The organism is Kribbella speibonae, assembly GCF_004331375.1.
In the GTDB taxonomy this organism is placed as follows: domain Bacteria; phylum Actinomycetota; class Actinomycetes; order Propionibacteriales; family Kribbellaceae; genus Kribbella; species Kribbella sindirgiensis.
Map to the genome: position 1 here is coordinate 1,365,214 of NZ_SJKC01000001.1, position 11,601 is coordinate 1,376,814.

The following is an 11,601-nucleotide window of genomic DNA, read 5'->3' on the forward strand; positions in this document are numbered from 1 at the left end:
CCCCATGATAGTCCGTCACACTAATAGTTTGCAGTTCTAACTTTTCGTGCTACAACTAGTTAGAACAACGAACTATCTGAGGAGTCGCCATGAACGTGCGCTTCGGCTACGGCTCGCCGGACGCTGTGCGCGAGGCCGCCGGGATCGTCCGGCTCGCCCAGCAGGCCGACCGGGACGGTCTCGACCACGTCAGCCTCGCCGACCACCCGTACGTCCCGGACATGCTCGACGGGTACGCCGCGATCGCCTTCGTACTGGGGCGAACGGAGCGGCTGTCGGCGTTCGTCAACGTGACCAACCTGCCGCTACGACCCGCGCCGGTCCTCGCGCGTACGGCGACCTCCTTGTCGGCACTGTCCGACGGCCGTTTCGTTCTCGGCCTGGGCGCCGGCGGGGCCTGGGACCGCATCACGACGATGGGCGTGCCGGAACTGCGTCCGGCCGAGGCGGTCGAAGCGTTCGAGGAGGCGATGCAGCTCGTCCACTCGATGTCCGACGGCGGTACGCCGGCGCCGACCAAGCACTACCCGATCGGGCCCCTCGGCCCGGCGGCCGTTCCCGCGCCGCTGATCTGGACGGGCTCGAACGGCCCCAAGTCGCTCGCCGCGACCGGCCGGAACGCGGACGGCTGGATCCCAGGCCACGCCGCCGACTGGCTCAGCGACCGCTTCCGCTGGTCCCGCCCGATCATCGACGAGGCGGCGTTCTCGGTCGGCCGGAAACCGTCGGACGTCGCGACGATCTACAACTTCCCCGGGGCGATCACCGCGACCCCGCTCCGCCGTACCCGCGACGAGGAAGGCCGCTGGCTCGGCGGCTCGGCGGCGCAATGGGTCGAGGAGCTCACCGACGCGATCCTGAACCACGACGCCGCCGGTTTCACGCTGTTTCCGCGCGGTTCCGACCCGTTCGAGATCCAGCTGTCCCGCTGGTCCCAGGAGGTCGTGCCCGCGGTCCGGGCGGCGGTCGGTTAGTCGAGTGTGGCGAGTTCCTCGGGGCTGAAGTGCAGCGAACCGGCGGCGATGTTCTCTTCGAGATGGACGACGGAGCCGGTGCCGGGGATGGCGAGGATGTTGGGGGAGTGGTGGAGGGTCCAGGCCAGCCGGATCTGTTGAGGTGTCGCGTTGTGGGCCGCGGCGAGCGCGTCGACGGCGGATGAGTCGCCGGCGTCGGTGATGGCGCCGAACGGGACGTACGCGATGTCGCGCTCGGCGCAGAAGCGGATGATCGCGTCCTCGTCGCCGCGGCGATCGACGGCGTAACTGTTCTGCACGCAGACGATCGGCGCGATCGCCAACGCCTCCTCGACGTGGTCGAGCCGCACGTTCGAGACGCCGAGCTGCTTGATCAGACCCTCGTCCCGCAACTCCACGAGCCAGCCGAAACGTTCGCCGAGCGAGCCCTCCCCGGTGATCCGCAGGTTCACCACGTCGAGGCAGTCGACGCCGAGCTGGCGCAGGTTCGTCTCGACCTGCTCCCGCAGTTCGGCTGCCGTCGTCGCGTTGTAGAAACCGCGTTCCGGATCACTCCCCGGCCCGACCTTCGTCGCGATCACCAGGTCGGCCGGGTACGGCGCGAGCGCCGCGCGGATCAGCTCGCTCGCGAAACGTTTTCCGGACCCGTAGAACGCGGCGGTGTCGATGTGGTTCACACCGAGTTCGACCGCGCGCCGCAGTACTGCGATCGCTCGGTCGGGATCCGCCGTGATCCGCATCGCGCCGAACCCCATCCGCTCGACGGAAACGTCGCCCAGCTTCCAGGTGCTCATTCCTCGATCGCTCCCCGCACCGCGCGCAGGTGCTGACGGAAGGTCAGCGACGGATCGGCGGCCCGGCGCTCGAGGTACTGCGTGAAGCTCACCTGTTCGCGCAACGACCGCCCGGCCCGGATCTCGTCCGCCTGCCGGTGCTCGGTGTCCCGGATCGTTTCCGCGAGCCCGAACAGTTCCTCCAGCCGATCCGCCGGTACGAAGACCGCCCCGTCCTCGTCCGCGAGTACGACGTCGTCCCGGGTCACCGTCCACTCGCCGATCGTTGCCCTGGACAACGCATCGGCCGGCTGCGGGTCGAGCCGCAACGGCCCGGTCGGCAACGCCCCGAGGCTGAACACCGGCAACCCGATCGCGGCGATGTCGGCCGTGTCCCGATGCAGTCCCCAGATCACGATCCCGGCGACACCCGCGGCGGCAGCCTCCAGCGCGGCAAGATCACCCACACACGCCTCGTCCCGCCGGCCACTGTTGTCCACGACCAGTACGTCGCCCTCGGCGGCGGACTCGAACGCCTCCAGGAAAACGTCGACACTGCCGACATGCTGCGCCGGCAACACCCGCCCCGCGACCCGGCCGCCGGCCACAGCCGTCAACGACACCGTCCGCACCTGCACACCGGCCCGCACACAAGCATCAGCAACATGTGCAGTGGTCAACCCCGCAAACCGCTCGAGCATCTGGATCCCCTCCGCGAAGCGCTAACGACAGGAGGTAGTGCACCACGTCCGGCGACTTCCTGCGTGCGCGCCCCCTGCTGTCGTCAGCGCGACAGGAAAGCGAGGATCTTCTCCATCGGCGGCTCGGTGGTGGTGTCCACCGTGAGCGAAGGAACTGGGAGGTCGATGGGCTGGAAGGAGTTGTGGGTGCGGAGGCGGGCGTCGGCGCTGATCTGCGTGTCCTCGTGCGCGGCCCGGCGTGGATCACTGGACGTCCGGTCGGTGATCCGCTGCAGCGCGACCTCGGCGGGGACCGTGCAGTGCACGATCCGGACGTCGGCGCGGCCGAGCAGCGGGCTCAGGCCCGGGCTCCACAGCCGGTCCTGGAACGCCGCTTCCGCGACCACCGTCGTACCGCGGCCGATGAGCAGGCCGAGTACGTCGAAGAACGTCGACAGCGTCCGCATTGTCAGCGGGTCACCGGGGCCCGGCACAAAGCCCGGGGTCGCGTGCGCCATCCCTTCCTTGATCTCGTCCCGGCAGATCGCGGGGCAGCCGATCGCGGTCGCGATCCGGTGCGCCAGCGTCGTTTTCCCGGTCCCGGGCGGACCACTCACTACGACCAGCATCGGTTTCGACGGCACCCGCCGTACCTTAGCCGTCACGGTGGGCACTCGGTGTAAAACGCGTGTCAGAACTGTCGGTGGCCCCGTCTAGCGTGCTGTCGTGACCACCTATTCCGCGGTCCGGACGACGGGGATCTACTGCCGGCCCGGGTGCGGGGCCAAGCCGCTCGCGGAAAACGTGAGCACGTTCGAGTTGCCCGCGGCCGCGGAGGCGGCCGGGTATCGCGCCTGCCTGCGCTGCCGTCCGTACCGGGTGGCCGGGACGGTGGCCGATGAGGCGCCCGAACTGGTCTGCCGCGCGGTCCAGCTGATCATCGCGGGTCTGCTCGACGAGTCCGGTGAGGAGGCGCTGGGTGCGCGGCTCGGGGTGTCGGCGCGGCACCTGCGGCGGATGTTCCACGAGCACCTGGGCGTCACGCCGGATCAGTTCGCGCGCTCGCGGCGGGCGCACTTCGCGCGGCGGCTGCTGGACGACACCGATCTCGGCGTCGCGGACATCGCTTTCGCGTCAGGTTTCGGGAGTCTGCGTCAGTTCAACCGCGCGATGCGCGAGATCTTCCACGCGTCACCGCGGGCGCTGCGTGAGCGCCGACGGCGCGGTGACCGGCTCGCCGCGGACGGTGGTCTGGTGCTGCGGTTGCCGTTCACCCCGCCGTACGACTGGGATGCGATGAGCACGTACCTCGCGGCGCATGCGGTCCCGGGCGTCGAGTCGGTCGAGGACGGTGTGTACCGGCGGACGATCTCGCTCGACGGCCAGCCTGGTCTGCTGGAGGTCGGTGCGGGAGGCGACGATCATTTGATTCTGCGGGCGCATCTTCCGTTCTGGGAGGGTGTCATTCATGTGGTCGGTCGGGTTGGCCAGCTCGTCGGTCTCGATCACGAGCCGGTCAGCGCACGGGCGCAGCTGGCGGCGGACGCCGATCTCGGGCCGCTCGTGGCTGCGCGGCCAGGAATACGTGTTCCTGGTGCGTGGGGTCCGTTCGAGGTTGCGGTCCAGGCGGTCGTCCGGGATCGGCTCGGCCCCGAGGACGCGAACGAGGCGTTGCGCAAGCTCGTCGAGGTGTACGGCGTACCGGTCCCGGGGCTCGGATACGGACTGACGCACCTGTTTCCGGGACCGGAGGCGTTGACCGGGGCCGAGTTGGTCGGGCCGCTCGCACGAGAAGTTGCTAGCGGCAACCTCATGCTCGGGGCAGGCGGAGAGCTCGGGCCGCTCGAGGCGGTCACGAGTCCGCGGGCCGCGCAGGAGATCGCGCTGCGGCTCGGGGCCCGTGACGCCTGGCCGTTCGACGACGAGGCCGAGCACCTCCGCCCGTGGCGCTCCCTCGCCGCCGCCCACCGCCTGCTCTAGCGGGCGGCGAGTGTTGTGTACGTGCCGCTGGTGAGCAGTTCTTTCGCGGCCGCGGTCGCCAGGGCGTACGCCGCACTCGTGATCGCCGGCCCGACGCTGATCCGCACGACCCCGAGGTCCGCGAGCTCGGCGATCGTCGGCGCGCCCGGGCCGACCATCACGTTGAGCGGCAGCGGAGACTCCCGCACCAGTTCAGCGATCGTCTGCGCGTCGACTACACCCGGCACGAACAGCACGTCCGCACCCGCGTCGGCGTAGATCTTCGCGCGTTCGACGGTACCGGTCCGATCGCCGAACAGGTACGTGTCGGTCCGCGCATTGATCACAAGATCGATGCCCGCGGCCGCCCGCGCCGCCTTGATCCGCTCGGCATGCACCAACGGATCATCAAGAACCCGCGCCGTACTGTCCTCGAGGTTGATGCCAACCGCACCCGCCTCGATGACAGCAGTCACCGTCGCCGCGACATCGCCGTACCCTGCCTCGATGTCAGCCGTGACCGGAACGGAAACCGCCGCACAAATTGCACGCAACGCCGCAATCGCGGACTCCCGGTTCAGCCCGCCCGCGTCGTCCACCCCCGCGGCCCAGGCAACACCCGCGCTCGTCGTCGCGATCGCCGTCGCCCCCGCGGCCTCGATCGCCCGCGCCGAGCCGGCGTCCCACGCGTTCGGCAGCACGAGCGGCGGCTGCTTGTGCAGTTCACGCAACCGCCGCGCCAGGTCGTTCACAGGCTGACCAGCAGTTCGTGGTCGACCTCGACGAACTCGACGATCAGGTCGGCGAACCGGTCCGCGATCAGTTCCCGGTACGCCGCCGACCCGGTGTGCGCGTCGTACGCCGCCTGGTCCGCGAAGTGCTCGACGAACAACAGGTAGTCCGGGTTCGACGGGTCGCGGTACACGCGGAAGGACAACGTGCCCTCCTCGGTGCCCGGTCCGCTCGGCGCGAACTCCTGGACGATCGCCTCGGCGGCGGCCTGGTTGCCGTCCTTCAGCTTGATCGGAAACACCTTTGCCAGCATCGGATTCCTCCTTGTGGTTTCGCAGTACCTCAAGGTTCGCCGGTGGGCAGGGGATCGGTCCGGCCACATTCGGTCATGTGCGTCGTCTCGTATTACGAGATGATATGTCTCATCAAGCAAGATCCTGGACTAGCGTGAGGATTGTCGAGCGAAGGCAAAGGAGCCTGGGATGAACAACGTGTACACGCACGGCCATCACGAGTCCGTACTGCGGTCGCACAGCTGGCGGACCGCCGAGAACTCGGCCGGATACCTGCTTCCGCACCTGCGGCCCGGGATGTCGTTGCTCGATGTCGGCGCCGGTCCCGGAACCATCACCGCCGACCTGGCCCGCCTGGTCGAGCCCGGCCGCACCACTGCACTCGAGGCGAACGAGGCCGCGCTCGACATCACCCGGAAAGCGTTTGAGGAAAACGATGTTGCCGTCGAGTTCGTCGTCGGCGACGTCCATGCACTGGAGCTGCCGGACGACACGTACGACGTCGTGCACGCGCACCAGGTCCTGCAGCACGTGGCGGATCCCGTGCAGGCCCTGCGGGAGATGCGCCGCGTGTGCAAGCCCGGCGGAATCGTCGCGGTTCGCGACTCCGACTACCACGGCTTCGTCTGGTACCCGGAGCTTCCCGAACTGGACGAGTGGATGGCCCTGTATCAGCGGATGGCGCGCGCCAACGGCGGCGAACCGGACGCGGGCCGGCGCCTGCTGTCGTGGGCGCGCGCGGCCGGCTTCGAGCAGGCGGAGGCGACGACGTCGACCTGGGCGTTCACCAACCCGCAGGACCGCGCCTTCTGGGGCGGCATGTGGGCCGACCGCATCCTCAAGTCGGCGCTGGCGGATCAGGCGCGCGCGTCCGGCGTACCGGAGGAAGAACTGACCGCGATCTCAGAAGCCTGGCGGGCCTGGACAAATACCCCCGACGCCACCATCTCCATCCTGCACGGCGAACTACTGTGTACGGCGTGAGCGCTGGCGGGAGATCTCGTAGAGCACCGCGGTCGCGGCGTTGGCGGCGTTGAGGGAGCTGGCCGATCCGGCGATCGGGATCCGGACCAGGTGGTCGGCGGCTTCTTTCCACGCCGTGCTCAGGCCCGAGGTCTCGTTGCCGATCAGCAGCAGGACCGGCTGCGTGAAGTCGAAGTCGTAGACGTCCGTCGACCCGTGTTCGTCGGTGCCGACGATCACCGTTGAGGTACGGCGTACCCAGTCGAGCACCTCCCGATGGGAAGGCGCGCGGACGGCGGGAACCGCGAACAGCGATCCCGTCGTCGCGCGAACCGCCTTCGGGTCGTAGATGTCGGCGGCATGCCCGGTGACGATCACCCCGTCGGCGCCGAACGCGTCGGCGGACCGGATGATCGACCCGATGTTCCCCGGCCCGGTCGGCCGGTCGAAGACGACGCCCAGGAACTCCGGCCCGATCGGGATCCGCTCGAGATCGTCGGCCGGCAGCTCCAGTACGGCGATCAGCTCGGGCTCGTCCTTCTCGCCGAGCTCGGCCAGCAACTCCGGCGCCATGCCGATCCGCTCGACATTCGGCAGCCGCTGCAGCAGGTCGGACGCCCAACGGGACAACGGCCTGGACGCATCGGTGATGACGGTGCGCACCGGCCAACCGTTGTCCACGGCAACCGAGATCGGCCGCACGCCCTGAACCAGGAACTCGCCGGACCGCTGCCGTTTGGTGCGATTGGTCAGCGAGGCCTGCCACACCTGGAACCGGGCGTTCCGCGACGAAATCCTTTGCATTGGGCCTATTTTACGATGGCGGCGCGGTCGACTCGCGGACGATCAGCTCCGGGCGGAACAGCAGCGACTGCCCCTGGGTCGGTCCGGAGTCGTCCAGCCGGGACCGGAGCTGGGTGAACGCGGCCGCCGCCATCTCCTTCATCGGCTGCCGGACCGTGGTCAGCGTCGGCGCGTACAGGTCCGCGAGCACGATGTCGTCGAACCCGGCCACCGACACGTCCTTGCCCACCTCGAGGCCGCCGTCCCGCAGCCCGCGGCAGACCCCGAGCGCGCACATGTCGTTGATCGCGACGATCCCGGTCGGCGGCTCCTCCAGCGCGAGCAGTTCGGCCGCGGCTGCGCGCCCCAGCTCGGACGCCTCGACGTCGCCGAAGTCGTCCGCGTCGCCCTTGACCGGCGCCCGTACCGAGGTCTCCGGATCGATCCCCGCTTGTTCGAGGCCGGCGGTGAACCCGCGGTACCGCTCCTTGCGGTTGACGCTCGCCAACGCGCCGGACACGAACGCCAAGCGGCGGTGCCCGAGATCCGTGAGGTGCTGTGTGGCGAGCTGACTGCCGATCGCGTTGTCGACACTGATGCTCACGAGGGACGCTGGGTCGCCGGCCTGCGACGTACGGTCGAACGCGACCAGTTGCAGCCCGCGCTCGACCAGCGGCATCACGTGCTCGAGCGACGGCAGCGACGAGCACAGTACGACGCCGTGCACGCCGTCGGCCCACAACTCGTCGACGTAGTCGCGCTCGCGCCGGGGATCGCGCTCGGAGTTGCACAGCAGTACGTGGTACCCCTCGGCCAGCGCCGCGGACTCCAGATGCCGTGCAAGCGCACCCCAGAACGGGTTGCCCACCGACGGGACGACGAGTCCGATCGTGGTGTTCCGGCCGGTGCGCAGTTGCCGGGCGGCCCGGTTCGGCCGGTAGCCGAGTTTGTCGATGGCGCGCTCGATCCGCTGCCGGGTCTCCGGCAGCATCCTGTGGTTGCGCCCGTTGAGCAGGTTCGACACCGTGCTCGGCGAGACGCCCGCCTCCGTCGCGACCTGCTGGATCGTCACCTCGCCAGTTCTCAATTCACCGCCCACCCGCGCATTCTGTCACCCCGTTGTGTTGCCGTCTCGCAGTGCAACGATGCATCAACTCCTGACCAAAGTCCAGCGGCGGTTGGTGGGCGCCGAGGTCTTGACGGCTGACGAAATCCGTTCCTAGCATGCGGTGCATCGTTGCACCACTCTCTCCGGTCCGCGGTGATTCAGGCGGTGCATCGATGCACCAGTGACTCTCCGCAGCACCACGAAAGGCGCGCCATGGAGTACACCCGCAGATCTGTCCTGACCGCCCTCGGGCTCGGCGCCGTCGCCGCGGCCACCGGGTGCTCCGCGTCGGGCGGCAACACCCAGGCGGCCGCCGACGGACCCGTCGAAGGCGAGATCAGCCTGCTCACCCCGCTGTTCGAGGGCAGCACCGGCAAGGACCTGCTCGAGGGCAAGTTGCTGCCGGCGTTCAAGCAGAAGAACCCGAACGTCACGGTCAAGGTCGACTACACGACGTACGCCGCCCTGAACGAGAAGATCACCACCAGCCTGGCCGGGGGCCTGATGCCGGACGTGGTGATGCTCGGCGTCGGGTGGATCCCGCCGTTCGCCCACAAGAAGGTGCTCGCGCCGCTGCCCGACGAACTGGCCAAGCGGTACGAGTACGAGGCCCGCGTCCTCGAGCCGTCCCGGTACGACGGCAAGCTGTACGCGTTGCCGATGGTCCTCGACACGCGCATCGTCACCTACCGCAAGGACCTGTTCGCCGAGGCCGGGATCAAGGCGCCGCCGAAGGACTGGGCGGAACTGCGGGCGATGTCCAAGGAACTGGCCCGCAGCGACGGCTCCGGCAAGCTCACCCGGGTCGGCTTCGACCCGTTCTCGATCGATCTCCGGCAGTGCTGGGAGACGTTCCTGTTCGCGAACGACGGCAACCTGTTCGACGAGTCCGGCCAGCAGGTGAAGTTCAACGACGACCGCGGGGTCGAGGCGTTGCAGCTGTTCCTGGACGTCATCAAGGACAAGTCCGCCGACTACTCGTTCAAGTCGTCGGCCGGTCAGCCGACCACCCTGCAGCAGGGCCGTTCCGCGATGATGATGTCGAACAACTCGCTCTGGGTGCAGCTCAAGAAGCAGAGCCCGGAGTTGCTCGAGGAGGACAAGGTCGGCGCGTTCATCCTGGCCAACAAGGTGCCCGCGATGCTGCAGGGCGGCACCATGGTGGCCCGGTCGGCCTCGTCGAAGCACGCCGCCGCGGCGCAGGCGCTGGTCGAGTTCATGGGTACGCCGGAATCCATCCTGCCGACCGCGGAACAACGCGGTTCCGTACCCGGCGTCCAGGACCTGCGGACCTCGCAGTACGTCAAGGACAACGGTTTCGTGAAGCTTGCCCTGGACAACATGAGCAAGGCCCGGTCCGAGGGCGGTACGGCGGCCTGGATGGAGATCCGGGAGAAGATCAAGACCACCCTCGAGACCGCCGTGGTCGGCAAGCGGACCGCCAAGGAAGCGATCGACGAGCTCGCGAACCTGAGCAAGGAAGCGATTTCGCGACTGTGAGCGGAACCATGGTGTCGACGCGGGAGCGGGTGCGCGCAGCCGCACCCGGCCCCTCCACCGCTCCACCCCGGCGCCGCGGGCTGCTCCGCGCCCGGCGCCGGGCCGGCCTTCTGATGGTCGCGCCCGCCGTGCTGCATGCCCTGATCTGGATCGGCATCCCGCTGGTCGCCGCGATCGTGCTGAGCTTCACGTCGTACGACGTCCTCACGCCGCCGCGTTTCATCGGGCTGGAAAATTTCCGCGACCTGCTTTCCGACAACGTTTTCCGGCGTGCCGTGCTGAACACCAGCATCTACACGTTCTTCACCGTTCCGGTGGCGATGGGCATCGCGCTGCTGATCGCGCTGATGCTGAACACGCGGCTGGCCGGGCGGGCGATCTTCCGGACCGCGATCTTCATCCCGCAGGTGACCGCGACAATCGCGGTGGCCCTGGTGTGGCTGTGGATCTACGACCCGCGGAGCGGTCTGGCCAACGCTGTCCTGTCGTTCCTCGGCCTCGACGGCCCGGCGTGGCTGTCCTCGACGGACTGGGCGATGCCGGCCGTGATCGTGGTCGGGATCTGGCAGGGGATCGGGCTGAAGATGCTGATCTACCTGGCCGCGTTGCAGAGTCTGCCGACCGATCTCTACGAGGCGGCGTCGGTGGACGGCGCGTCGAAGGTCCGGCAGTTCTTCAGCCTCACCCTGCCGCTGCTGCGGCCGGCGACGTTCTTCGTCTTCGTCACGTCGGTGATCGGCGCGTTCCAGTCGTTCGACCAGGTGTACATCCTGACCGACGGCGGGCCGGCGAACAGCACGACGATGATGACGTACGAGATCTACAAATCCGCTTTCCGGGAGTTCCGGATGGGATACGCGTGCGCGCAGAGCCTGGTGTTGTTCGCACTGCTGCTGTTCCTGACGTTGCTGAACCGGCGGATCACCGGAGGCGACCGTGCCACCCGTTGAGACCTCCCACCGGGCGCGGACCGGCCGGATCGCGCTCTACCTCACCCTGAGCGCGATCTCGCTGGTGATGATCGTGCCGTTCGTCTGGATGCTGCTCACCTCGGTGAAGACCCCCGGCGACATCGCCGCGGTGCCGCCACGGCTGTTCCCGACGGAGTGGGCCTTCGGCAACTATGCGGACGCGTTGCGCGCCGCGCCGTTCGCGACGTACGCGCGGAACAGCTTCGTGATCGCCGCGAGCCATACCGTGCTGAACGTGCTGATCGCGTCGATGGCCGGGTACGCGCTGGCGCGGCTGCGGTTCCGGGGCAGCTCGCTGATCTTCCTCGCGTTCGTCGGGGCGCTGATGATCCCGACGTACACGAAGATCCTGCCGGAGTTCCTGATCGTGCGGTTCATGCCGCTGTTCGGCGGGAACGACATCACCGGGCAGGGCGGCACCGGGTGGCTGGACACCTGGTGGGCGCTGATCATCCCGGGCGCGGTCAGTCCGTTCTCGGTGTTCCTGTTCCGGCAGTTCTACCTGGACCTGCCGGTGGAACTCGAGGAGGCGGCCCGGCTGGACGGCCTCAGCGAGCTGGGCATCTACGCGCGGATCATGACGCCGCTGGTGAAACCCGCGTTCATCACCGTCGCGCTGCTCACCTTCGAGGGGTCGTGGAACAACTTCCTCTGGCCGTTGCTGGTGACCAAGAGCGACAGCCTGCGGGTGATCCAGGTCGGACTTTCCGTTTTCCGCACCGAGAACGACACCCAGTGGGCGTTCCTGATGGCCGGGACCACGCTGGCCACCGTGCCGATGGTGGTGCTGTTCCTGATCGGGCAGCGCTACTTCGTCCAAGGTTTCGCGACCGCGGGCATCAAATGACACTCACGAAAGGAACTG

Annotated in this window: 13 protein-coding genes; 6 read left to right on the forward strand and 7 right to left on the reverse strand. The window is 68.5% G+C overall.

The genetic code is table 11. The features are described 5' to 3' along the window. The first annotated feature begins 89 nt into the window (after nucleotides 1-89). A complete protein-coding gene (locus E0H92_RS06805; protein WP_131495707.1) occupies nucleotides 90-974 on the forward strand; it encodes an LLM class flavin-dependent oxidoreductase in 885 nt (294 codons plus the stop codon). Here E0H92_RS06805 and E0H92_RS06810 read toward each other — a convergent pair. From E0H92_RS06810 to E0H92_RS06820, 3 genes are all read right to left on the reverse strand, one after another. Then, nucleotides 971-1,768 carry an aldo/keto reductase gene (locus E0H92_RS06810; protein ID WP_131495708.1) on the reverse strand — a complete coding sequence of 266 codons (798 nt, stop codon included), beginning with the start codon at nucleotides 1,766-1,768 and terminating at the stop codon, nucleotides 971-973. The two genes, E0H92_RS06805 and E0H92_RS06810, sit on opposite strands and share 4 nt — an antisense overlap. Further along, on the reverse strand, nucleotides 1,765-2,448 hold the full coding sequence (locus tag E0H92_RS06815; protein WP_131495709.1) for an RraA family protein: 684 nt from the start codon (nucleotides 2,446-2,448) through the stop codon (nucleotides 1,765-1,767). Before E0H92_RS06815 ends, E0H92_RS06810 begins: the two co-directional genes overlap by 4 nt. Before the next feature lie 83 nt (nucleotides 2,449-2,531). Then, nucleotides 2,532-3,071 carry a P-loop nucleotide/nucleoside kinase family protein gene (locus E0H92_RS06820; RefSeq protein WP_238173331.1) on the reverse strand — a complete coding sequence of 180 codons (540 nt, stop codon included), beginning with the start codon at nucleotides 3,069-3,071 and terminating at the stop codon, nucleotides 2,532-2,534. Nucleotides 3,072-3,153: 82 nt separating this feature from the next. Here E0H92_RS06820 and E0H92_RS06825 point away from each other — a divergent pair, with 82 nt between their 5' ends. Further along, entirely contained in the window at nucleotides 3,154-4,407 is a 1,254-nt protein-coding gene (locus tag E0H92_RS06825) for an AlkA N-terminal domain-containing protein (protein ID WP_131495710.1), read from the forward strand. Here the strand turns inward: E0H92_RS06825 and E0H92_RS06830 are convergent. Next, a complete protein-coding gene (locus E0H92_RS06830; protein WP_131495711.1) occupies nucleotides 4,404-5,138 on the reverse strand; it encodes an isocitrate lyase/PEP mutase family protein in 735 nt (244 codons plus the stop codon). The two genes, E0H92_RS06825 and E0H92_RS06830, sit on opposite strands and share 4 nt — an antisense overlap. Then, nucleotides 5,135-5,431, reverse strand: coding sequence for a putative quinol monooxygenase (locus E0H92_RS06835; protein WP_165549713.1), 297 nt, complete (start codon nucleotides 5,429-5,431; stop codon nucleotides 5,135-5,137). Before E0H92_RS06835 ends, E0H92_RS06830 begins: the two co-directional genes overlap by 4 nt. Nucleotides 5,432-5,600: 169 nt before the next feature. On the opposite strand from E0H92_RS06835, the gene E0H92_RS06840 reads away from it, so the two are divergent. Next, on the forward strand, nucleotides 5,601-6,395 hold the full coding sequence (locus E0H92_RS06840; RefSeq protein ID WP_131495713.1) for a class I SAM-dependent methyltransferase: 795 nt from the start codon (nucleotides 5,601-5,603) through the stop codon (nucleotides 6,393-6,395). On the opposite strand, the gene E0H92_RS06845 is transcribed toward E0H92_RS06840, so the two are convergent. Together E0H92_RS06845 and E0H92_RS06850 are read right to left on the reverse strand one after the other, a co-directional pair. Further along, a complete protein-coding gene (locus E0H92_RS06845; RefSeq protein WP_131495714.1) occupies nucleotides 6,378-7,178 on the reverse strand; it encodes a TrmH family RNA methyltransferase in 801 nt (266 codons plus the stop codon). The genes E0H92_RS06840 and E0H92_RS06845 overlap by 18 nt on opposite strands. A gap of 10 nt (nucleotides 7,179-7,188) precedes the next feature. Further along, nucleotides 7,189-8,256 carry a LacI family DNA-binding transcriptional regulator gene (locus E0H92_RS06850; protein ID WP_202873531.1) on the reverse strand — a complete coding sequence of 356 codons (1,068 nt, stop codon included), beginning with the start codon at nucleotides 8,254-8,256 and terminating at the stop codon, nucleotides 7,189-7,191. Between the two features lie 222 nt (nucleotides 8,257-8,478). Here E0H92_RS06850 and E0H92_RS06855 point away from each other — a divergent pair, with 222 nt between their 5' ends. From E0H92_RS06855 to E0H92_RS06865, 3 genes are read left to right on the forward strand one after another with little or no spacing between them, the layout of a single operon-like run. Further along, nucleotides 8,479-9,765 (forward strand): extracellular solute-binding protein, encoded by a 1,287-nt coding sequence (locus E0H92_RS06855; protein WP_131495715.1) that lies wholly within the window; start codon nucleotides 8,479-8,481, stop codon nucleotides 9,763-9,765. Further along, on the forward strand, nucleotides 9,762-10,715 hold the full coding sequence (locus E0H92_RS06860) for a carbohydrate ABC transporter permease (protein ID WP_202873532.1): 954 nt from the start codon (nucleotides 9,762-9,764) through the stop codon (nucleotides 10,713-10,715). The genes E0H92_RS06855 and E0H92_RS06860 overlap by 4 nt, the downstream gene beginning before the upstream one ends. Further along, nucleotides 10,702-11,583, forward strand: a complete 882-nt coding sequence (locus tag E0H92_RS06865; RefSeq protein WP_238153105.1) for a carbohydrate ABC transporter permease — start codon at nucleotides 10,702-10,704, stop codon at nucleotides 11,581-11,583. Before E0H92_RS06860 ends, E0H92_RS06865 begins: the two co-directional genes overlap by 14 nt. The last annotated feature ends 18 nt before the right edge of the window (nucleotides 11,584-11,601 follow it).

Bases quoted from the DNA above. Each gene is read 5' to 3' on its own strand.
- E0H92_RS06835 (WP_165549713.1), bottom strand. From the start codon at position 5,431: ATGCTGGCAAAGGTGTTTCCGATCAAGCTGAAGGACGGCAACCAGGCC.
- E0H92_RS06840 (WP_131495713.1), top strand. From the start codon at position 5,601: ATGAACAACGTGTACACGCACGGCCATCACGAGTCCGTACTGCGGTCG.
- E0H92_RS06845 (WP_131495714.1), bottom strand. From the start codon at position 7,178: ATGCAAAGGATTTCGTCGCGGAACGCCCGGTTCCAGGTGTGGCAGGCC.
- E0H92_RS06810 (WP_131495708.1), bottom strand. From the start codon at position 1,768: ATGAGCACCTGGAAGCTGGGCGACGTTTCCGTCGAGCGGATGGGGTTC.
- E0H92_RS06855 (WP_131495715.1), top strand. From the start codon at position 8,479: ATGGAGTACACCCGCAGATCTGTCCTGACCGCCCTCGGGCTCGGCGCC.
- E0H92_RS06805 (WP_131495707.1), top strand. From the start codon at position 90: ATGAACGTGCGCTTCGGCTACGGCTCGCCGGACGCTGTGCGCGAGGCC.
- E0H92_RS06815 (WP_131495709.1), bottom strand. From the start codon at position 2,448: ATGCTCGAGCGGTTTGCGGGGTTGACCACTGCACATGTTGCTGATGCT.